We start from the raw sequence: 20974 nt of genomic DNA, 5'->3' as shown, positions 1-20974 counted from the left end.
CACACCGCCGGAGCACACCCACACGCGCCTCGACCCCGGTTGACAAGACCTACAGCCAGCTAGACGGCGCGGCGGGCGACGTTCTCGGCCGGCGGGCCGGTGGGTGGCGGCGCAATCCACGGCCCGGTGCCTTCGCTCTGGTCCAGCACGTCCGCCTCGAACCAGGTGTGCTCGCCGGCCAGTACGGCCTTCGCCAGTGCCTCGTCGGCGCCGTCGGTGTTGTGCCAGAGCGCGTCGAACAGCCGCTCGACCCGCAGCCGCGCTTGCCGCGCGAACACGTCGGCCAGCTGGACGGCGCCGGAGTCGGGCAGCATGCGCGCCCGCACGCAGGACGCCGCGATGGCGAACAGTTCGGCGCCGATGTCGACGACCCGGCCGAGGAAGCCCTGCTTCTTCTCGAGGCCGCCCTGCCAGCGGGCCATGCCGTAGAACGTCGACCGCGCCAGCCGCCGCGACGCCCGCTCGACGTAGCGCAGGTGCGGCGCCAGCACGCCGAACTCCTGGTATGACGTCGGCAGCTGGCCGGCTCCGGTGACGAGCTGCGGCAGCCACTTGGCGTAGAACCCGGTCGCTTTCACGGCGGCCTTCGCCTTGCCGGACAGCGCCACCTCGGGGTCGATGACGTCGCCCGCGGCCTGCAGGTGGGCGTCGACCGCCTCGCGGGCGATCAGCAGGTGCATGATCTCGGTCGAGCCCTCGAAGATGCGGTTGATGCGCAGGTCGCGCAGGATCTGCTCGGCCGGGACGGCGCGCTCGCCGCGGGCCCGCAGCGAGTCGGCGGTCTCGTAGCCGCGGCCGCCACGGATCTGCACCAGCTCGTCGGCCACCAGCCACGACGTCTCGCTGCACCAGAGCTTCGCCAGCGCAGCCTCGATGCGGATGTCGCGGCGGCCCTCGTCGGCCAGGTGGGCGGAGAGGTCCAGGACCGCCTCCTGTGCGAACGACGTGGCCGCGATGTAGGACAGTTTGTGCGCGACGGCGGCGTGCCGGCCGACCGGGCGGCCCCACTGGACCCGCTCGGCGGACCACTCGCGGGCGATCTTCAGGCACCACTTCGACGCTCCCGTGCACAGCGCCGGGATCGACAGCCGTCCGGTGTTCAGCGTGGTCAGCGCGATCTTCAGGCCGTCACCCTCGCGGCCGACGCGGTTGGCGGCCGGCACCCGGACACGGTCGAGCCGGGTGACGCCGTTCTCGATGCCCTTGAGCCCCATGAACGCGTTGCGGTGCTCGACGGTGATGCCGGGGGAGCCGGCCTCGACGACGAACGCCGTGACGCCGCCGCGGCCGCCGTCGTGCTCGGGGACCCGGGCCATGACGACCAGCAGCTCGGCGATGACGCCGTTGGTGGTCCACAGCTTGGTGCCGCTCAGCTCATAGAACTCCCCGTCGTCGACGGCGACAGCCTGCGTCGCGAGGCGGGCCGGGTCGGAGCCGACGTCGGGCTCGGTGAGCAGGAACGCGCTGATGGCGCCCGCGGCGCAGCGGGGCAGGAACTCGCGCTTCTGCTCGTCGGTGCCGAACAGCTTCACCGGCTCCGGGACGCCGATCGACTGGTGCGCCGACACCAGCGCGCCGATGGACGGGTGCACGCTGCCCAGCAGCATGAGCGCGCGGTTGTACCCGACCTGCGTGAGCCCGGCGCCGCCGTACTCGCGCGGGATCTTGATGCCGAACACGCCGGCCCGCGCCATCGCCTTCACGTACTCGTCGGGGATGCGCGTCTCACGTTCGATGACGGCGCCGTCGAGCTCGTCGCACACCCGACGCAAGCGCGCCAGGAACGCCGTCGTCGCCGCCTCGTCCTCGGGTGACTGCGATGGGTGCGGGTGGATGAGGTCGAGCCGGAACCGGCCGAGGTACAGCTCTTTCGCGAACGACGGTTTGTCCCACCGCGTCTCGCGTGCTGCTTCGGCGACCCGCCTGGCCTCGCGCTCGTCGACCTGCTGGGTGGTGGTCATCCCGCCTCCTCCGTCGGTGGCGTCGCACCTCATGTTACCCACTGGTAGTAGCTTGCCGCGAGCTGCAAACGGTTTGTGTAGCTAGGAGGGGAGGCGCGGTCGCGATGGTGGGGCGGCTCAGGGTGGCACACCGGCCCGGTTGACGCGCGACCTGCGTGAACTGCACCGCAAGGCCGCGCTGCTCCCGCGCGAACCCGCCGACCCGCGGCTGGCGTTCTGGTGTCGCTCCGGCCTCTCGAGCGGCCTCGCCGCCGGCGTCTGGGGCTTCGGTCCCGCCGACGTCCTGGCCACGGGGGAATCTCACTCGCCCGCCCGGCGTTGAAGGAGGTAACCTGGGCAGACCTTCGGGCGAGCTCGGGGGATTGACAACTCCAGAGGGGCTGAGCGGTTTCGACTTCGTTCGTCGAACCAGGGGAAGCGGGCCGAGGAGGCCGCGTTATCTCGTTAACGCTCGCGGCAAACGTTACAAGTGCCAACGCTAAGCGCACTGACTTCGCTCTCGCCGCCTGAGGCAGAGTAGGAAGTCTGTCGACCCGGGGATGTCTCCGACCCGGTGTTCGGCATCATTAAGGGGACTCACCAACCGGTACGGTCACGGGACCGGTAGGGACACTTACGTGGCTGGGCTCGTCACGGTGAACTCGCCTGTGTGATCACCGGAGCCAAGTAGAGGCATAGCAGGCTGCGCCCGGAGAAGCCCTGGAGAAGCGACGAAGGACCCGGGTTCGATTCCCGGCAGCTCCACAACAGCCGAAGCGGCTGGTCAGGAACGTTCTGGCCAGCCGCTTCGTCATGCCACGACCACTGCCGCCGACGACCAGGTTCCCTCGCGGTCGCTGACACGCCGCGACCGAACATGATCTTCGTAGAACGCGAGCCCTGCGCCAAAGACCTGATCATTACACCACCCTTTGCGGACGAATCGGCGGTTGCTAGAGTGAGCCGCCACATACATCGGATGTCTAAGGGGTTGGGATGCGTCCTGTCGTCACCGGGCTGAGCACGTTCGACGTTCGCTTCCCGACCTCGCGGCATCTGGACGGCTCCGACGCGATGAATCCGGATCCGGACTACTCGGCGGCCTACGTCGTCCTGCGCACCGACGACCCGAGCCTTGCGGGACACGGGTTCGCGTTCACCATCGGGCGCGGAACCGAGGTCGTCGTGGCGGCGATCCGGGCGCTGGAGCCGCTGGTCGCCGGGCTGCCGCTGGACGACGTCGCCGGTGACCTCGGCGGGTTCGCCCGGCGCCTCGCCGACGACAGTCAGCTGCGCTGGCTGGGCCCGGACAAGGGCGTGGTCGCGATGGCCGCCGGGGCGGTGGTGAACGCGGCGTGGGACCTCGCCGGCAAGCTGGCGGGGCAGCCGGTGTGGCGCATGCTCGCCGGGATGACGCCGGAGGAGATCGCGGACCTCGTCGACTTCCGGTACATCGAGGAAGCGCTGAGCCGCGACGAGGCGCTGGCGATCCTCCGCGCCGCCGAGCCGGGCCGACGTGAGCGAGCGGCGACGCTGGTGACCGAGGGGTACCCGGCGTACACGACGTCGCCGGGCTGGCTCGGCTACGACGACGAGAAGCTGGTGCGGCTCTCGAAGCAGGCCGTCGCCGACGGGTTCACCCAGATCAAGCTGAAGGTCGGCGCCGATGCCGCCGATGACGTCCGGCGGATGCGGCTGGCCCGCGAGGCGGTCGGTCCCGACATCCGCATCGCGATCGACGCCAACCAGCGGTGGGGTGTGGACGAGGCGATCGGCGCGGTGCGGCAGCTGGCCCCGCTGCAGCCGTGGTGGATCGAGGAGCCGACCAGCCCCGACGACATCCTGGGGCACGCCGCGGTCCGGCGCGGCGTCGCTCCCGTGCGGGTCGCGACCGGCGAGCACGTCGCGAACCGGATCGTGTTCAAGCAACTCCTGCAGGCCGGCGCGGTCGACATCGTGCAGATCGACGCCTGCCGGGTCGCCGGGGTGAACGAGAACGTCGCGATCCTCCTCCTGGCGGCGAAGTTCGGCGTCGCGGTGTGCCCGCACGCCGGCGGCGTCGGGTTGTGCGAAGCGGTCCAGCACCTCTCGATGTTCGACTACGTGGCGGTCAGCGGGCGGCTCGACGACCGCGCCATCGAATACGTCGACCACCTCCACGAGCACTTCGTCGACCCGGTCCGCATCGTCGACGGCCGCTACCTGGCGCCGGCGGCTCCCGGCATGTCCACCGAGCTGCGGCCGGAGTCCCTGACGGCGCACCGCTTCCCCGACGGCCCCGCGTGGTCGCGGCCGTTCGAGCGGTAGGGCGACGCATGGCCGTCACCGATGCCGCCATCGAGAAGATCAAGCAGATGATCGTGGCCGGCGAGCTGAGACCGGGCGATCGGCTGCCGCGAGAGGCCGACCTGTCCGAACGGCTGGGGCTGTCGCGCAGTTCGCTCCGTGAGGCGGTCAAGGCGCTCACGCTGATCAACGTGCTGAACGTCCGCCAGGGCGACGGCACGTACGTCACGAGCCTGGAGCCGGCGCTGCTGCTGGAGTCGCTGAGCTTCGTGGTGGACCTGCATCGCGACGACACCGTCCTCCAGTTCTTCGAGGTGCGCCGGCTGCTCGAGCCGGCCGCCACGGCGCTCGCCGCCCAGCGCATGGGGAGCGACGAGATCGCCGAGCTGAGGTGCCTCCTCGAGCGGCTCGGCGACAGCCCCACGGTCGACGACCTGGTCGCCAACGACCTGGAGTTCCATCGGCGCATCGTCGCTGGCGCCGGCAATCCCGTGCTCTCGTCGATGGTGGACACCGTGTCGGCGACCACCCAGCGCGCCCGCATCTGGCGGGGCCTGACGCAGGCCGACGCCGTGGCGGCGACCCTGCGGGAGCACCGGGCCATCGCCGCGAGCCTGGCGGCCCGAGACCCGGACAGCGCCCGCGCCTGGGCGACGGTGCACATCGGCGGCGTGGAGCGCTGGCTGACGTCGGCCATACCTCCGACCCCCAGCGCCGATCCACTCACGCCGGACGTGATACGTCCTACCTAAAAGACAGCGCTTTCCCGCGAGCGTTCAGGATACGTGCTGATCAGAGGGCATCTTGATGGTTGACAGCCTCTAGCGGCAACGATAACTTTCCGGCTAATGATCCGATGTTTGTACAAGGGAGTGCAAGTGCCAGCTGAGCCTTCCGGAGGTCGCACGCCGGTCCTGCGGGCGTCCGGCATCGTCAAGTCCTTCGGCCACGTCGAGGCGCTGCGCGAGGCGGCGTTCGAGGTGTACCCCGGCGAGATCACCGCCCTGATCGGTGACAACGGCGCCGGGAAGAGCACCCTGGTGAAGGTCTTGTCCGGTGTCATGCAGCCCGACGGCGGCACCATCGAGGTCGACGGGTCGCCCGTGCAGTTCGGCAGCCCGCAGGACGCCGCCGGTCACGGCATCGGCACGGTCTACCAGGACCTCGCGCTCGCCCCGGATCTGAGCCCGGCCGCGAACTTCTTCATCGGCCGCGAGCTGCTGCGTCCCGGTCTCCTCGGCCGGCTCGGCTGGCTGGACGCCGGTGCGATGAACCGGCGCACGGCGGAGGAACTGCAGCGGCTGGGCGTCGAGCTCAAGGATCTCAACGCCCCCGTGGCGTCGTTGTCGGGCGGCCAGCGGCAGAGCGTGGCGATCTGCCGCGCGGTCGCGTGGGCCGAGCGGGTCGTCTTCATGGACGAGCCGACCGCCGCGCTGGGCGTCGTGCAGACCGAGCGGGTGATGCGGCTCATCACCCGGGTGCGAGAGCAGGGAGTCGCGGTCGTCTTGATCAGTCACAACATGCCGCAGGTCATCGAGCTGGCCGATCGCGTGCAGGTGCTGCGGCTCGGCAGCCGCGTGGCGACCTACGAGCGTGGTCAGGCCGACGAGCACCTGCTGGTCGCCGCGATGACGGGCGCCGTCAACCAGGAGGTCCGATGACCGCGCTCCCGCTGGCGTCCCGTGTGCAGCTGCGGCGCCTGGCCGTGTCGAGCACGCTCTACCTGGCCGTCGCCCTGGCGGCGCTGATCGGCGTGTTCACCGCGCTCGAGCCCGAGGCGTTCGGCTCCGCCTACAACGTGCGCACGGTCCTGACCGGAGCGTCGATCCTGCTGGTGATGGCGGTCGGCGCCACCTTCGTCATCGCGACCGCCGGCATCGATCTCTCGGTGGGCGCGGTGCTGGTCTTCTCCGGCGTGGTCGCCGTCAAGGTGATGGACGCGTTCGGCGGCTCGGGCTGGGGCGCCGTCGGCGCCGGTTTCGTCACGGCGCTGGCCGCCGGGTGCGGCTGGGGGCTGCTCAACGGGCTGCTCGTCACCCGGGCGCGCGTCCCGGCCCTGATCGCGACGCTGGGCACGATGGGCATGGCGCTGGGCCTCGCCCAGGTGATCACCGGTGGCAACGACCTCGGCGGGGTGCCGGGCGAACTGGTGACGACGGTGGGTCAGGGCCGGCTGTTCGGCACCGTCCCGTGGCTCGTCGTCGCCGCCGTGGCCGTGACCGCCGTGGCCGCGTTCGCGCTGGCGAAGACCCGGTTCGGGCGGTACACGCTGACCATCGGGTCGAACCACGAAGCGGCCCGCCGTTCGGGCGTCCGCGTCGACCGGCACGTGCTCAAGGTGTACGCGCTGGCCGGCCTGCTCGCGGGGTTCGCCGGCTTCTTGAGCCTCGCCCGGTTCGCCAGCACCACCATCGCCGGCCATGGCACCGACAACCTGCAAGCGATCACCGCCGTGGTTCTCGGCGGAACCAGCCTCTTCGGTGGTGTCGCCACCGTCATCGGCACCGTCATCGGTGTCTTCATTCCCGCCGTTCTGCAGAACGGCTTCGTGATCCTCGGCGTCAAGCCGTTCTGGCAGCAGGTCGCGATCGGCGCCGTTCTCGTCGCGGCCGTGTACCTCGACCAGCTGCGCCGACGTGCCCGGCAGCAGCACTGACACACGCGATTCCTGACCGACGACGCGGGTCACGTGCCCGCCCAGATGGAAGTGAGCGTTTCATGAAGAAGATCGTCACGGCCGGAATGGCCGGCGCCCTGGTGCTCTTCCTGGCCGCCTGCGGCGACGACGACGGCGGCGGCGCCACGGCGGAGGGCGACGGCGGGTACGAGGTGGTGTACGTGCAGGGCGTCACCGGCAACCCGTTCTTCACCTCGGTGACGTGCGGCGCCGAGGCGGCCGCCACGGACCTCGGCGTGGACTTCGACTACCAGGGCGGCAAGGACTACAGCGCCGAGGCGCAGACGCCGATCCTGCAGGCGGTGATCGCCCAGCAGCCCGACGGGATCATCGTCTCGCCGATGGCGGGTGAGGCGATGATGCCGACGCTGACCGAGGCCCAGAGTGCCGGCATCGAGCTCGTCTTCGTCGACACCACGGCGTCGGACCAGTCGCTGGCGGCGTCCTTCGTGGCCTCCGACAACGTCGAGGGCGGACGCTTCGCGGCGGAGCAGACAGCCGAGCTCGTCGGCGGGAGCGGCAAGGTCCTCGTCCTCGGCGCGACCCCCGGCATCTCCACCACCGACGCCAGGGTCGAGGGCTTCGTCGAGACGATGGAGAGCGAGTACCCCGACATCGAGGTGCTGGAGACCCAGTACTCCGGCAGCACGCCCGCCGGCGCCACGGACAAGCTGTCCGCGGTGCTGTCGGCCAACCCGGACCTGGCGGCCGTCTTCGCGGTCAGCACCCAGGAGGTGGAGGGCGCGATCGTCGCGCTGGAGCAGGCCGACGCGGTCGGCACCGTGCAGCTGGTCGGCTTCGACACGTCCGACCCGATCGTCGAGGCGATCGAGGCGGGGTCGGTGCAGGGCGTCGTCGTGCAGAAGCCGCTCGACATGGGTCGTCAGGCGATGGAGCAGATGGTCAAGGCCCTGGACGGGGAGGCCACGGAGGCGCAGATCGAGACCGACTACGTGTTCCTGACCGCGGCCACGCTCGAGGACGAGGACGTCACGCAGTACATCTACCGCAACGAGTGCTGACCGGGACTGGGACCGAACCGACATGGACGACGTGCAAGGAGGCACCATGATCCAGCGGAGCGACAGCGTGGTTTCCCAGAACGAAGCGGCACCTCGAGGCGTCAGCCGGCGGCGTTTCGTCCAGGCACTGGGCCTGGGCGCGGTCGCCAGCATGGTGCCGTTGCACCAGCTGCGGGCCGCGGCCGCCGAGGCCGGGGTCGCCCTCGACGAGTGGACGCTCGTACCCGAGGACAAGGAGATCCCGCAGCGGTGGCTGGACACCCTCACGGTCCGCGGCGAGGAGCGGGTGCTCGGCGCCGACGAGCTGGCCTGGGTCGGCCTGCCGGTCGGTGGCATCGGCTGCGGACAGGTGTACCTCGGTGGTGACGGCCGGCTGTGGCGCTGGGACGTCGACAACCGGATCAGCCCCTACAACGACAACGGGCGCCACTACGCCGAGCCCATGGAGCCGGAGTCGCCGTTCCAGACCGCCGTGGCGTTGCGCACCCGGGTCGGGAACGCCGTCGACACCCGCTGGCTGGACGGACGGCAGTTCGCCGAGGTGGGCTTCCGCGGACGGTATCCGCTCGGTGTCGTCGAGCTCGACGACCCCGCGAGCCCGGTCCGGGCCACGCTGACCGCCTACTCGCCGTTCGTGGCGCTGGACGAGGACTCCAGCTCCCATCCGGTGACCGTCATGGAGTACCGGCTCACCAACACGCAGTCGCGTGCCGTCAAGGCGGAGCTGGCGGTCATGGCCGAGAACCCCGTCGGTTTCTCCGCGCGGCAGGACCGGCGGGTCCGGTTCACCGCTGGCGCCTTCGCCGACGACGGCCTCGCCGGGGTGGCGTTCCGGGCCGACGACGCGCCCACCGATCCCTCCGGCGGGCGGCCGGACGTTCTGGTCGCGGACTGGGAGGACGGCAGCTACGGCGGCTGGACCGCGACCGGGACCGCGTTCGGGGACAGCCCCGTGCGCGCCGACCAGCTGCCCGACTACACCTCGGGCGTCAACGCCCAGGGGAGCTACCTGGTCTTCAGCCACGACCCCCGGGTCGACGGCGACTACAACGTGCGCGACGGGCTGCGCGGAACGCTCACCAGCCCGGCGGTCACCATCGACCGCGCGGGTCTGCGGGTGCTCATCGGCGGCGGCGCGTACGCCGGGCAGACCTGCCTGAACGTCCTGGTCGACGGCGAGGTCGTCGCGACGGCCACCGGCTCGGGCGGCAACGCCATCGTCGCGCGCACGCTCGACCTCTCCGCCTACGAGGGCCGCGACGCCACGATTCAGATCGTCGACGACGCGGCCGGCGGATACGCCTACGTGAGCGTCGACGGCATCTGGCTGACCGACGCCGTCGACGTCGTGTTCGAGGACTGGGAGAAGGAGACCTACGAGGGGTGGACCGTCGAGGGCACGGCCTTCGGGCCGGGTCCGATCGCCGTCGCCGACATCCCGTCCTACCAGGGCGACGTCAACGCCGTCGGCAGCCGCTGCGTCAACTCGCACGCGTCGGCGCCGGGCAGCAACACCGCCGGCAAGGACGCCGCCACCGGGCGGCTCACCAGCGATCCCTTCACCATCACCCACCCCTATCTGCGCTTCCGCCTCGGTGGCGGCAACCATCCCGGGCAGACCGGCCTGCAGGTCGTCGTCGACGGCGAGGTGGTCGCCGAGGCGACCGGCCCCAACTCCAACGCCATGGCGGACCGCGTCCTCGGCCTGTGGCGCTGGCTCGGCCGGCAGGCCCAGATCGTGATCCTCGACGACGCCACCGGCGGCTGGGGCAACGTCGGCGTCGACCAGCTCGTGTTCGCCCAGAGCACGGGCGACACCCGGCCGCTGAGCGAGCTCCCCGACCACGGCACCTTCGCCATCGCGGCGAGCGTCCCGTGGACCGACGGCGACCCGCAGATCGACGACGAGTGGCTCGACCTGGAGACCATCGGGCGCGTGCGGCCGTCCGTCGCGGCCTGGGACACGCCCGACGCGGTCTTCGACGCACCCGACGCGGCGGCGGAGCTCGACGACGGCCCGCAGGCCGGCGTGATGAGTATCAGCCTGAGCCTGCGGCCGCTGGAGACGCAGACGGTGCGCGTCTACCTCGGCTGGCACTTCCCCGCGACGACGGGCCTGGGCTTCCTCCAGACGTCCGAGCGGCGGTGGTACGGCGCCGTGCACGACGACGCCGCGGACGCCGTGCAGACCGTCCACCGCGACATCGACCGGTTGTCCGCCGCCACCAAGGGCTGGACCGCGGCCTGGTACGACGAGTCGACGCTGCCCTGGTGGCTGCTGGACCGGGTGGGGACGGGCCTCGCGACGCTGGCGACGTCGACGACCTACCGGCTCGACGACGGCCGCTTCCACGGCTGGGAGGGCATCTACTGCTGCGCCGGCACCTGCACCCACGTATGGCACTACGCCCAGGCCGTCGGCCGGGTGTTCCCGGGGCTGGAGCGCGACACCCGCGAGCGGGTCGACCTCGGCGTCGGCTTCCGCGCCACCGGCGAGATCGGCATGCGCGCCGAGGCCGACCGGGGCTGGGCGGCGGACGGGCAGGCCGGCACGGTCCTGCGTATCTACCGCGAGCACCAGATGAGCGAGGACGACACCTGGTTGCGGGGCGTGTGGCCCAAGGTCCGCGCGTCGATCGAGTGGATGATCCAGCACGACGCGGGCGCCGACGGCGTGCTCGACGGCGGTCAGCCGAACACCCTGGACGCCACCTGGTACGGGCGGATCGCCTGGATCTCGGGGCTGTACGTGGCGGCGCTGCGCGCGGGCGAGGCGATGGCCCGTGAGCTGGGTGACGACGCCTTCGCCGAGCAGTGCGCGGCGCTGGCGCAGAGCGGCACCGAGGTGATCGAGCGGGACCTGTGGAACGGCGAGTGGTTCATCCACGAGCGTGACCTCAGCCAGCCGGACTCGGTGAACACCAACCGCGGCGTGCACATCGACCAGGTCCTCGGCCAGGGCTGGGCGCACCAGGTCGGCCTGCCGCGGGTGCTGTCCGCGGACCAGACGACCACCGCCCTCGACAGCCTGTGGCGCTACAACTTCACCCCGCGGCCGGTCGAGTACCGCGACAACAGCCCGATCGAGGGCGGCCGCACCTACTACGACGCCGACACCCACGCGCTGCTCATGTGCACCTGGCCGACCGGCGGGGCGGACGAGATCGGCCGCAACTGGTCGGTCGGGTACTTCAACGAGGCGATGAACGGGTTCGAGTACCAGGCCGCCGGGCACATGGTCGCCGAGGGCCTGGTGGAGAAGGGCCTGCTCGTCACCCGCGCCGTGCACGAGCGGTACCGTCCCGACCGGCGCAACCCCTACAACGAGATCGAGTGCGGCGACCACTACGCGCGCTCCATGGCGTCGTTCGGCGTCTACCTCACCGTCCTGGGCTACGAGCACCACGGCCCGCGCGGCCACTTCGGCTTCGCACCGGTCATCCAGCAGGACGACTTCAGCGCCGCATTCACGGCCGCCGGCGGCTGGGGCGTCTACCGTCAGCGCCGCGAGTCGGGCCGGCAGACGAGCGAGCTCGAGGCGCGGTCGGGCCGGCTGCGGGTCGCTACGCTGCGCCTGGACGTGCCCGGCGAGCGGACCACCGTCCACGTGCGGGTCGCCGACGCGGGCCGCCCGGCGTCGATGCGCCGAGTGCCGGCGCAGGCGCACCGCGACGACGCCGGCCGGCTCGTCGTCGTCCTGGACGCTCCGGTCACGATCGAGGCCGGACAGCAGCTGGAGGTGATCGCGGGATGACGCCGGGGACCTCGGACGTACCGGTCGTCGGCCTGGTCGGGGGCTTCCTCGGCGCCGGGAAGACGACGCTGCTCGCGGCCATGGCGGAACGGCTGCGCTCGAACGGCACGAGCGTGGTGATCGTCACGAACGATCAGGGGACGGAACTGCTCGACACCGACACCGCGCAGAAGGCCGGCGTGCCGGTCGGCGAGGTGACGGACGGGTGCTTCTGCTGCCGGTTCGACGACCTGGCCGCCGTCATCGACGTCCTGATCGAGGAGCACCGGCCGGACGTCATCCTGGCCGAAGCGGTCGGCAGCTGCACCGATCTGGCCGCCACGGTGGTCCGGCCGCTGCGGGCGGCCTACGGGGCGAAGCTGCGGCTCGCGCCCCTGATGGTCGCCGTCGACCCGTACCGGCTGGTGGAACTGGCCGCGCCGGAGCTGGACCGGCAGGCGCTCGAGCTCGGCTGGCTGCTGCACACCCAGCTGGAGGAGGCCGACCGGATCGTCGCGACGAAGGCCGACCTGGCGGCGACGGACGAGCAGGCCGCCGCCCTCGCCGAGATCGCGGCGGACTACGCCAGCACCCCGCTGACCCGGGTGTCGGCCGTGACCGGCGACGGCCTGGACCAGCTCCTGGACGACTGGATCGTGCGGGCGGCGCCGGTCGCGTCGCGGTCGCTCACCATCGACTACGAGCGGTATGGGGCGGCCGAGGCGATGCTCGGCTGGGTCGATCGCCGGCTGCGCCTCGACGGCACGATCGACCCGGACGCCTGGCTCAGCGACCTCCTGGCGGCGCTCGACCGTGCGCTGACCCGTCACGGCGGGCTCGTCGGCCACGTCAAGCTGTCGGCGGGCAGCGGCGAGCGGCGCGCCAAGGGCAGCGTCATCGGGCCGGGCCGGTACAGCATCGACGAACGCCACGCGGGCGAGGCCGACGGCGCCGACGTCCTGATCAACGCCCGGGTGGAGATGAGCCCCGCGGACCTGGCCGCCCTGGTGGACGAGTGTGTGCGGGTGGTCTCCACCCGGCATCGCGTCGACGTCGTCGTCCAGAGCGCGTCGGACAAGGCGCCAGGATTCCCGCGGCCCACCCATCGCATCCCGGCCAGCGCATGAACGACCAGGAGAGGACCCGCCCGCCCATGCAACGGATCGCCCTGCACACGGTGCTCAAGCCCGGAATGGAAGAGGAGTACGAACGCGTCCACGCCGTGATCCCGGCCGAGCTCGACGCCGCGTTGCGAGCGGCCGGCGTGCACAGCTGGCGCATCTGGCGCGACGGCCGCGACCTGTTCCACGTGGTCGAGTGCGACGACTACCAGGCGATGCGAGCGGCCATGCGCGACCATCCCGCGAACGTCGTCTGGCAGGAGCGGGTGGGCCCGCTGCACTCCGTCGCGGACGACTACTCCGGCGGCGACACCGGCCTGCGCCACGTCTGGGATCTCCCGGCCCGGCCGGCGCAGTGATGGCGCGCCGGCTGCTCGCCGAGTTCCTCGGGACCGGGCTGCTGGTGGCGATCGTGGTGGGCTCCGGGATCGCCGCCAGCCGGCTGTCGTCCGGCGACGTGGGCCTGCAGCTGCTGGAGAACAGCATCGCGACGGTGCTGGGGCTCAGCGTGCTGATCCTGCTGTTCGGCCCGGTGTCGGGGGCGCACTTCAACCCCGTCGTGTCGATCGCGGACTGGTGGCTCGGCCGGAGGCGCGGCACCGGCCTGGCCGGCGTCGAGGTGGCGCGGTACGTGGCGGCCCAGTGCCTGGGCGGCATCGGGGGCGCGGTGCTGGCGAACGTGATGTTCGAGGTCGACGCGGGCCTGGCGACGACGGAGCGGACGGGGACCGGCGTGCTGGTGGGCGAGGTGGTCGCGACCGCCGGGCTGGTGTTGCTGATCTTCGGTCTGGTGCTGTCCGGACGCGGCGTCGTCGTGGTGGCGCCGGCTGTCGGCGCCTACATCGGCGCGGCCTACTGGTTCACCAGCTCGACCTCGTTCGCGAACCCGGCCGTCACTGTCGGGCGGATCTTCTCCGACACCTTCGCCGGCATCGCGCCGTCGTCGGCGCCGGCGTTCGTCGCCGCCCAGCTGGCCGGCGCCGCCGTCGGCATCCTCCTCGTCGTCGCGCTGTACCTGCCCCGCCGCAGCCGTGCCGAGGCCGCCATGTCCGTGCGCATAGCGAATTGACCTGCGAAAATGTCATGCTGACGGCATGACTGCGTACGTCGGGTCCGGCCCGTACTGCTATGCCAGCACGCTCGCCACAGTCGCCGGGAGGGGGTGGCCGGCGGCCGTGGTCGAGACGCTGACGGGGTCGGCGTTCGGGTACCAGCTGTACGACGGCGTGCCGTACTTCGACCCGGCCGGGTGGGATCCGGACCTCGGGGTCGACCAGGCGCTGGACCTGTTCGGCTGGACGAGCGAGCGGCGCACGTACGACGACGGTGAGACGGCGTACCGGGACCTCACGGCGCTGGCGGCGGACGGCCCGGTGTTCGTCGGGCCGCTGGAGATGGGGCTGCTGCTGCACCAGCCCGGGCCGGACCGCCCGCTCGGCGCCGACCACTTCGTGACGGTGCTGGCTGCCGACGCCGAGGGGGTGCTCATGCACGACCCCGAGGGGTTCCCGTACGCGTGGCTGCCGAAGGACGCGTTCATCGCCGCCTGGGCGAGCCCGATCGCCTACTGCGTGGGCCGGTTCCCGCTGCGCACGGCGATCCGCCCGGTGGCCGCGGCCGGGGTGGAGGCCGCGCTGGCCGCGTCGCTCCCGAGGGCCGCGGTGTGGGCGGCGGCGCCGGAGAACGCGGCCGGCCTGCGCGATCTGGCCGGGCGGGCGGCGGCCGGTCTGGACGACGAGGTGACGACGGTGCTCGCCGACTTCTCGCTGCGCCTGGCCGCCCGCCGCCGCGTCGACGCCGCTCAGACGCTACGGCCGCTCGACGCGCCCCTGGCCGGCCTGCTGGACCGGTAGGCGCGGCTGCTCGGACGCGCCCAGTACGCGGCCGTCCAGCGCGAGGCGGCCCACCTCGCCGGGCTGTTCGAGCAGGTCGCGGACGCGCACGACGAACTGGCCGAGCACCTCGCGCCGCTGCGGACGGGCTGAGCGCGGGCCGTCGCGACGTGGGCAGGCCGTCGTGCCTAGCCTGGATGCATGAGTGCGGACATCATCATCCTCTCCGGGCCTCCGGGGGCGGGGAAATCGACGACGGCGCGTGCGCTCGCATCGACGTTCCCGCGTTCGGTGCACCTGCACACCGACGACTTCTGGCGCTCCATCGTCTCGGGTGCCATCCCGCCCTACCTTCCCGAGTCCGGGGTGCAGAACCACCTGGTGATGCGGGTCATCCAAGGTGCGGCTGCCACCTATGCGGCCGGCGGGTTCGTGACCGTCGTCGACGGGGTCATCGGCCCGTGGATGCTCCACCACTTCCAGCTCGCTGACGGTGTCGGTGCCACTGCTCGCCTGCACTACGTGGTGCTGCGCCCCTCCCGTGCCGAGACGCTGCGCCGGGCCCAGAGCCGAACCGCACCAGACGCGCTCATCGCCGAAGAGCCTGTCGCCTCGCTCTGGGACGAGTTCTCCGGTCTCGGGCGGCTGGAACGGCATGTCATCGACACCACGAGCCAAGAGCCCGCAGCGACTCTCGTCGCGGTGCGGGAGGCTGTCGCGAGCAAGGCCTTCCTCCTGAAGGCGGAACCAGCGCGTTGAGTGAGCGTGGCTCAGCGCAGGCGGCGGACGAACCGACGGGCACCGCCGCGCGCTCGCGGCGGTGCCCGTCGTCGTGGAGCGGACGTCAGCGCGTTGCTGCCCGCCCACGGGTGCGGGCCACCAGCGCGCCACCGGCGGCCAGCAGCAGGACCGCGCCGAGCAGCAGGCCGGCCCCGGGGCCGCCGGTGTCGGGCAGGTCCTCACCGCTGCCGTCCTCGGCCGCGCCGGCGTCGCCGGACTCGCCCGAAGCGCCGCCGTCGCCACCATCACCCGAGGCGTCGCCGCCGTCGTCCTCGCCGCCCGAGGCGCCGCCGTCGTCCGAGGACTTCACCGTGACGGTGACGGAGGCGTCCGAGCCGAGCAGCTCGGCGTCGCCGCCGTCGCCGGCCGAGGCGGTCGCCGTCAGGGTGTAGTCGCCGGCCCCGAGCGCGGCCGCCGGGGTGAACGTCCAGCCGCCGTCGTCGTCGCGGTCCAGCTCACCTTCGACGGCGGCCCGGCCGGCGTCGGCCGTCAGCGAGACCGCCAGCTCCGCGTCCGGGTACGAGCCGCCGGTGAAGACCTGGCCCGCGTCCCTCGACGGCTCGTCGATCGTCACGCCCGGCGCCGGGACGCCGAGGTCCGCGACCACGACGTCCTGGTAGTCGAGGCGGACGACCTGGGTGAGCTGCGCGTCGAAGCGGACGCCGACCGGCAGGCCCGCCTCCGGCTCGATCGTCCAGCCGCCGTCGTCGCCGACGGTGGCCGAACCCAGCTCCTCGTCGTCGACGGTGAGGGTGACCGTGCCGCCGGGCTGGCCCGTCCCGGCGAACTCGACGTCGCCGGTCTGCCCGTCCTCCGGCGACTCCACCGCCAGCGGCGCGACGACCGGGGCCTCCCGCAGGCACGGGTCGGGCCGGTTGACGGGGGAGAGCTGCTGGTCGATGACGCCGCCGGCTTCGTTGCCGCGGAAGAACAGCTGCTGGACGTCGTCATCGTCGGTGTCCCAGGTCCAGAACAGCCAGCCGGTGAGGTTGAACGCGCAGCTCTCGATCTGGTGGTCGCGCATCGCCGCGGCGGCCCGGTCGATGTCGTTGCCGTAGCGGTCGCGCTGGGCGCCGAACTCGCCGTTGATCACGACGCCCTCGACCTCCGGCCACTCGACCGAGTTCAGCGCCTCCTCGAGGGTGAACTGCGGGTTCGGGTAGGTGTGGATGTCGAAGAAGTCCAGCGCCGACTCGCGGGTCAGCGTCGACACGCGGGCCGGGTAGCGGAAGTCGCCATCACAGGCGTCGCCCTCGCAGTGCGTGGCGAAGCCGTCGTAGCCGGGCTTGCCGACCGCCCGGTTGGTGAACGCGCCCATCGTCACCATGAGGTCGGGATCGACCTCCTTGGCGGCGGCGGTGGCCGCGTCGGCGTACGCGACGATGGTGTCGTCGGCGGCGGCCTGGCGCTGGTCGGGGACGGACATGTCGTAGCTGGTGCCGTCCGGGCCGGTGAAGGTGCCCGACGCCGCTGCGAACGGCGCCTTGTCGGCGGCGAAGGTGGCCTCGTTGTCCAGCTGGAGCGCGAGGAACGTGCTCATCAGCGGGCCGAGCCGGTCCGTCATCTCGGTGGTGAAGTTGGCGAGGTACGCCTCCTTCGCCTTGACGAAGCCCTCGTACATGTAGTTGGTGTTGCGGCCCGCGACGTTCTCCGGCGGTGCGCTCTGCGCGACGATGTCGAAGTAGTACGCGTTCTGCGGGAACGCGTCCATCGACGGCAGCACGTAGATGCCGTGGCCGGCCGCCCGGCGGACGAAGTCGGCGAGGTTGTCCAGGTACTCCGGGTTGCCGGTGCTGGTGTCGTCGTCGCCGTGACCCAGGCCGTGCGGAGTGCCGTTGACGTTGTCCTGGCCGTGGCCGGGGTCGACGAACACCCGGACGGTGTTGTAGCCGGCGGCGCTCTGCTCGGCCAGCGCGGCGCCGGCCCGCTCGCCGTCGTACTGTCCCGGCTCGAAGGTCGAGTGGTAGGGCTCCTCGGGGTTCCACGGCTGCGGCGCGAGGCGGACGTAGTTGTAGCCACGCGGGATGAACGGCCGGCCGGTGTCGGTGTCGATGAGCTGACGGTTGTCGCCGGCGGCGATGCGGGGCAGCGGCTCGGCCGGGTCCTCCCGCGTCTCGGCGGCCGACGCGACCAGGCCGCCCAGCAGGCTCGTGACGAGCGTCAGCGCGGCCACACCGCCCAGCGCAGACCGGCTGCGCAGGCTTTTCCTTATCACGTAGATCTCCAGGATTCGTGTTCACGTGTGGGACGACGGTGTCAGCGGCGCGAGCGCGCAGATGTCACCAGTCGGGACCGTAGGCGTGCACACACGAGACCTGGAGAGCCAGAACGGGGCCGGCTTCGCCGGTCGGTCACGGACCGGTCACGGCGGCGTCAGTCAAGGCCGGGCACCCGGGTCAGCTTGTCCGGGTTGCGCACGCCGTCGATGGCGGTGATGCGGCCCGCGTCGACGGTGAACGCGATGACCGTCAGCACGCCGTCCTCGTGGCGGACGGCGACGCCGGGCGCGCCGTTGACGTCGGCCGTGTGCACCTGGAAGTAGGCCGCCCGGCCGTAGTGCACCAGCGCATGCGCGACCCGGCCCGCGCCGTGCACGATCTTCGGCAGCGTCGAGACCTTGCCGCCGCCGTCGCTGCGCAGGACGACGTCCGGGTCGAGCAGCGCGATCAGCCCGGGGAGGTCGCCCTGCCGGCAGGCGGCCATGAACGCGTCGACGAGCTCGCGCTGCTCGGCGCCGGTGGCCGGGAGCCGCGGCCGCGTGCCCTCCACGTGCCGGCGGGCCCGCGAGGCCAGCTGCCGCACCGCCGCCGGGGACCGCCCGACCACCTCGGCGATCTCCGGGAACGGCATGCTGAACACGTCGTGCAGGACGAACGCGGTGCGCTCGGCGGGAGAGAGCTGTTCGAGGACCACCAGCAGCGCCATGCTCACCGACTCGTCCAGCGTGACGCGGTCGGCGGGGTCGTAGTCGCGGGTCTCGACCAGCGGCTCGGGCAGCCACGTCCCGACGTACTGCTCGCGGCGGGCCCGCGCGCTGCCCAGGGCGTCGAGCGCCAGCCGGCTGACGGTGGTCGTCAGCCACGCGGCGAGGTCGCGGACGGTGCCGGGGTCGGCCAGCCCGCGCAGCCGCAGCCACGCCTCCTGAACGCAGTCCTCGGCGTCGGCCAGCGAGCCCGTCATCGTGTAGGCGACCCGCAGCAGCCGCGGCCGGTTCGCTTCGAACGAGCGAGCCAGCAGGTCGTCGGCGTCTCGTGCGTTCATCGCTCCCATGCCCGGTTGACGACACGGCCCCGTCCACTGTGACACGTCGATGTCACACCTCGCCGGGCTGCGTCGTCATCACCCGTGACGACGCCACAGTTGAACCGCGAAGAAGAGATCACACAACCACCCGGGCGGGCGGGGGTGTTCGTCCGCATCGCCGGGTTCGCGCACCGCCGCAAGTGGATCGCTCTGATCCTGTGGGTGGCGGTCCTGATCGGCGTGTGGGGCGTCGCCACCGCCGTGGGCGACGCGTACAAGAACGACACCTCGCTCCCCGGCACGGAGGCACAGGCCGCCGCCGACCTGCTGAAGGAGCACGGCGCGGAGCGCGCCGGGGACACCGTCGACATCGTCCTGCACGACGAGGGCGGGCTGACCGGCGTGCGAGAGCGCGTCGAACCGATGCTCGCGGAGGTCGCGGAGCTGCCCAATGTCGGCGAGGTCCGCAGCGTTTACGACAACCCGACCGCCGTCTCCGACGACGGCACGATCGGCTACGCCACCGTGGAGCTCGAGGTGCCGTCGGACGACATGCCGGCGGAGGACACCGAACGCATCCTCGACGTCGCGCAGGGGATCGAGGGCGAGGGACTCCAGGTCGAGCTGGGCGGTGACGCCGTCCGGCTGATCGCGGAATCCGAGACCGGCGTCGGAGAGGCGGCCGGTCTGGTAGCCGCGATGGTGATCCTGGTGCTGATGTTCGGCACGTTCATCGCCGCCGGCCTGCCCATCATGATCGCCCTCTTCGCGGTCGGCTCGACGGTCGGCATCATCGTCCTGGCCTCGCACATCTTCACCATCGCGTCCTGGACGCCGCCGATCATGTTCCTCGTCGGCCTCGGCGTCGGCATCGACTACGCGTTGCTGATCTTCGCCCGCTACCGGGCCGAGTTGGTGCGCGGCGCCGAACCGGAACGGGCCACCGTCACGGCCCTGGACGCCGCGGGCCGCTCGGTGTTCTTCGCCGGCTGCACCGTCATCCTGGCGCTGCTCGGCCTCACCGCCCTCGGCCTGGGCTCGATCCAGGGCATGGCGCTGTCCGTGGCGTTGACGGTGATGATGACGATGCTCGCCTCGCTGACGCTGCTGCCCGCGCTGCTCGGCATCTTCGGCAACCGCTTCGCCCGCCAGTTCCGCGCGCGGGCCGAGAAGCGCAGGGCCAAGGGTAAGAACGAGGACGGTGAGCGCTGGCGCAAGCTCGCGGCGGCGGTGCAGAAGCGCCCGCTGGCTGCCCTGGTGCTGGCGGCGGTGCTGCTCGGAGCCCTCGCCTTCCCGGCGCTGAGCATCCGGCTCGGCTTCAACGACGCGGGCAACGACCCGAGCGACTCCACCAGCCGGCAGGCGTACGACCTGCTCTCGCAAGGCTTCGGTCCCGGGTTCAACGGGCCGCTGCTGGTCGTGACCGACGGCGGCGACGGCAGCGCCGACGAGGCCGCCGCCGACGCGGCGCAGGCGCTGGCCCAGACCGAGGGAGTCGCGGCCACCGCAGACCCGATACCCACGCCGGACGGCGAGGCCGCGACCGTCCTCGTCTACCCCACCACCTCACCGCAGGACGAAGCGACGACGGAACTGGTCGGCACCCTGCGCGACGACGTGCTGCCCGGGCTGACTGCGGACAACGGCGCGGAGTATCTGGTCGGCGGGGCCACGGCCGCGTCCGAGGACTACGCCGGCAAGCTCGCCGACCGGATGCCGCTGTTCATCCTCATCGTCGTGGGGCTCTCGATCGTCCTGCTGATGGCGGTGTTCCGATCGGTCCTCATTCCGCTGAAGGCCGCGTTCCTGAACCTGCTCAGCATCGGCGCCGCGCTCGGCGCGATGAAGCTGGTGTTCCAGGACGGCGCGCTCGGCTTCGAGAGTGGACCCATCGAGGCGTACGTGCCGGTGATGATCTTCGCCATCGTCTTCGGCCTCTCGATGGACTACGAGATCTTCCTGATCTCCCGGATGCACGAGGAATGGGTGCGCGCGGGGGAGAAGGACCCGTCGCGCGCGATCCGGGAGGGCCTGGCCCACACCGGCGGGGTGATCACGGCGGCCGCCTCGATCATGATCGTGATCTTCGCGGCCTTCGTCCTCAGCCCGCAACGGCTGTTGCAACAGACGGGCTTCGCCTTCGCGGTGGCGATCTTCGTCGACGCGGTCATCATCAGATGCATGATCGTGCCCGCCGTCATGCAACTGCTGGGGCGGCGCGCCTGGTGGCTGCCGGCGCCGCTGGCCCGGGTGCTGCCGAAGGTCGAGCTCGAGCGCGTCTGACGAACCGCCGGGATCGTCAGAGCAGGTCCGGCGCCCGCACCCCGAGGGCGTCGGCGA

At 71.8% G+C, this 20974-nt stretch carries 17 protein-coding genes and 1 other RNA gene; 14 read left to right on the top strand and 4 right to left on the bottom strand.

Annotated elements, in window-relative coordinates; genetic code table 11:
* Positions 1-59 precede the first annotated feature (59 nt).
* On the bottom strand, positions 60-1961 hold the full coding sequence (locus tag ACW62_RS29620) for an acyl-CoA dehydrogenase family protein (protein WP_053207731.1): 1902 nt from the start codon (positions 1959-1961) through the stop codon (positions 60-62).
* A gap of 139 nt (positions 1962-2100) precedes the next feature.
* Here ACW62_RS29620 and ACW62_RS29615 point away from each other — a divergent pair, with 139 nt between their 5' ends.
* The 12 genes from ACW62_RS29615 to ACW62_RS29565 all read left to right on the top strand — a co-directional run bounded on the left by ACW62_RS29615 (position 2101) and on the right by ACW62_RS29565 (position 14632).
* Positions 2101-2283, top strand: a complete 183-nt coding sequence (locus ACW62_RS29615) for a hypothetical protein (protein ID WP_053207730.1) — start codon at positions 2101-2103, stop codon at positions 2281-2283.
* 54 nt (positions 2284-2337) lie between these two features.
* Positions 2338-2708, top strand: a transfer-messenger RNA (tmRNA) gene (ssrA, locus tag ACW62_RS33500).
* Between the two features lie 228 nt (positions 2709-2936).
* Positions 2937-4247, top strand: a complete 1311-nt coding sequence (locus tag ACW62_RS29610) for an enolase C-terminal domain-like protein (protein ID WP_053207729.1) — start codon at positions 2937-2939, stop codon at positions 4245-4247.
* An 8-nt stretch (positions 4248-4255) separates the two neighbouring features.
* The gene (locus ACW62_RS29605) at positions 4256-4978 is read left to right on the top strand and encodes a FadR/GntR family transcriptional regulator (protein ID WP_053207728.1); all 723 of its coding nucleotides are present in this window, start codon (positions 4256-4258) and stop codon (positions 4976-4978) included.
* 96 nt (positions 4979-5074) lie between these two features.
* On the top strand, positions 5075-5887 hold the full coding sequence (locus ACW62_RS29600; protein ID WP_053207727.1) for an ATP-binding cassette domain-containing protein: 813 nt from the start codon (positions 5075-5077) through the stop codon (positions 5885-5887).
* Positions 5884-6882 (top strand): ABC transporter permease, encoded by a 999-nt coding sequence (locus tag ACW62_RS29595; protein ID WP_053207726.1) that lies wholly within the window; start codon positions 5884-5886, stop codon positions 6880-6882. Before ACW62_RS29600 ends, ACW62_RS29595 begins: the two co-directional genes overlap by 4 nt.
* 62 nt (positions 6883-6944) lie before the next feature.
* Entirely contained in the window at positions 6945-7925 is a 981-nt protein-coding gene (locus ACW62_RS29590; protein WP_053207725.1) for an ABC transporter substrate-binding protein, read from the top strand.
* A gap of 46 nt (positions 7926-7971) precedes the next feature.
* Positions 7972-11679 (top strand): GH116 family glycosyl hydrolase, encoded by a 3708-nt coding sequence (locus ACW62_RS29585; RefSeq protein ID WP_169792156.1) that lies wholly within the window; start codon positions 7972-7974, stop codon positions 11677-11679.
* A complete protein-coding gene (locus ACW62_RS29580) occupies positions 11676-12785 on the top strand; it encodes a GTP-binding protein (RefSeq protein WP_053207723.1) in 1110 nt (369 codons plus the stop codon). The genes ACW62_RS29585 and ACW62_RS29580 overlap by 4 nt, the downstream gene beginning before the upstream one ends.
* A 26-nt stretch (positions 12786-12811) precedes the next feature.
* On the top strand, positions 12812-13138 hold the full coding sequence (locus ACW62_RS29575; protein ID WP_053207722.1) for an L-rhamnose mutarotase: 327 nt from the start codon (positions 12812-12814) through the stop codon (positions 13136-13138).
* Positions 13138-13848: an aquaporin gene (locus ACW62_RS29570; protein WP_053207721.1), complete on the top strand. Its 711-nt coding sequence runs from the start codon at positions 13138-13140 to the stop codon at positions 13846-13848. Before ACW62_RS29575 ends, ACW62_RS29570 begins: the two co-directional genes overlap by 1 nt.
* A 25-nt stretch (positions 13849-13873) precedes the next feature.
* Positions 13874-14632 (top strand): hypothetical protein, encoded by a 759-nt coding sequence (locus ACW62_RS29565; protein ID WP_053207720.1) that lies wholly within the window; start codon positions 13874-13876, stop codon positions 14630-14632.
* On the opposite strand, the gene ACW62_RS34470 is transcribed toward ACW62_RS29565, so the two are convergent.
* A complete protein-coding gene (locus ACW62_RS34470; RefSeq protein WP_157575069.1) occupies positions 14588-14740 on the bottom strand; it encodes a hypothetical protein in 153 nt (50 codons plus the stop codon). The genes ACW62_RS29565 and ACW62_RS34470 overlap by 45 nt on opposite strands.
* 72 nt (positions 14741-14812) lie before the next feature.
* Here ACW62_RS34470 and ACW62_RS29560 point away from each other — a divergent pair, with 72 nt between their 5' ends.
* A complete protein-coding gene (locus tag ACW62_RS29560; protein WP_053207719.1) occupies positions 14813-15370 on the top strand; it encodes an AAA family ATPase in 558 nt (185 codons plus the stop codon).
* A gap of 85 nt (positions 15371-15455) precedes the next feature.
* Here the strand turns inward: ACW62_RS29560 and ACW62_RS29555 are convergent, their stop codons facing one another.
* The gene (locus ACW62_RS29555) at positions 15456-17564 is read right to left on the bottom strand and encodes an Ig-like domain-containing protein (protein ID WP_053207718.1); all 2109 of its coding nucleotides are present in this window, start codon (positions 17562-17564) and stop codon (positions 15456-15458) included.
* Between the two features lie 200 nt (positions 17565-17764).
* A complete protein-coding gene (locus ACW62_RS29550; protein ID WP_053207717.1) occupies positions 17765-18652 on the bottom strand; it encodes a sigma-70 family RNA polymerase sigma factor in 888 nt (295 codons plus the stop codon).
* Positions 18653-18796: 144 nt separating this feature from the next.
* Between ACW62_RS29550 and ACW62_RS29545 the strand changes: the two genes are divergently transcribed.
* On the top strand, positions 18797-20917 hold the full coding sequence (locus tag ACW62_RS29545) for an MMPL family transporter (RefSeq protein ID WP_053207716.1): 2121 nt from the start codon (positions 18797-18799) through the stop codon (positions 20915-20917).
* Positions 20918-20974 lie beyond the last annotated feature (57 nt).

The organism is Jiangella muralis, from assembly GCF_001270745.1.
Lineage (GTDB): Bacteria > Actinomycetota > Actinomycetes > Jiangellales > Jiangellaceae > Jiangella > Jiangella muralis.
The sequence above is the reverse complement of the archived record's forward strand: the minus strand, read 5'-3'. Positions and strand labels throughout refer to the sequence as shown.

What these genes read in the sequence shown, in the direction of transcription:
- ACW62_RS29620 (WP_053207731.1), bottom strand. Translation starts at nt 1,961, where the DNA reads ATGACCACCACCCAGCAGGTCGACGAGCGCGAGGCCAGGCGGGTCGCC.
- ACW62_RS29610 (WP_053207729.1), top strand. Translation starts at nt 2,937, where the DNA reads ATGCGTCCTGTCGTCACCGGGCTGAGCACGTTCGACGTTCGCTTCCCG.
- ACW62_RS29605 (WP_053207728.1), top strand. Translation starts at nt 4,256, where the DNA reads ATGGCCGTCACCGATGCCGCCATCGAGAAGATCAAGCAGATGATCGTG.
- ACW62_RS29600 (WP_053207727.1), top strand. Translation starts at nt 5,075, where the DNA reads ATGATCCGATGTTTGTACAAGGGAGTGCAAGTGCCAGCTGAGCCTTCC.
- ACW62_RS29595 (WP_053207726.1), top strand. Translation starts at nt 5,884, where the DNA reads ATGACCGCGCTCCCGCTGGCGTCCCGTGTGCAGCTGCGGCGCCTGGCC.
- ACW62_RS29590 (WP_053207725.1), top strand. Translation starts at nt 6,945, where the DNA reads ATGAAGAAGATCGTCACGGCCGGAATGGCCGGCGCCCTGGTGCTCTTC.
- ACW62_RS29585 (WP_169792156.1), top strand. Translation starts at nt 7,972, where the DNA reads ATGATCCAGCGGAGCGACAGCGTGGTTTCCCAGAACGAAGCGGCACCT.
- ACW62_RS29580 (WP_053207723.1), top strand. Translation starts at nt 11,676, where the DNA reads ATGACGCCGGGGACCTCGGACGTACCGGTCGTCGGCCTGGTCGGGGGC.
- ACW62_RS29575 (WP_053207722.1), top strand. Translation starts at nt 12,812, where the DNA reads ATGCAACGGATCGCCCTGCACACGGTGCTCAAGCCCGGAATGGAAGAG.
- ACW62_RS29570 (WP_053207721.1), top strand. Translation starts at nt 13,138, where the DNA reads ATGGCGCGCCGGCTGCTCGCCGAGTTCCTCGGGACCGGGCTGCTGGTG.
- ACW62_RS29565 (WP_053207720.1), top strand. Translation starts at nt 13,874, where the DNA reads ATGACTGCGTACGTCGGGTCCGGCCCGTACTGCTATGCCAGCACGCTC.
- ACW62_RS29560 (WP_053207719.1), top strand. Translation starts at nt 14,813, where the DNA reads ATGAGTGCGGACATCATCATCCTCTCCGGGCCTCCGGGGGCGGGGAAA.
- ACW62_RS29550 (WP_053207717.1), bottom strand. Translation starts at nt 18,652, where the DNA reads ATGAACGCACGAGACGCCGACGACCTGCTGGCTCGCTCGTTCGAAGCG.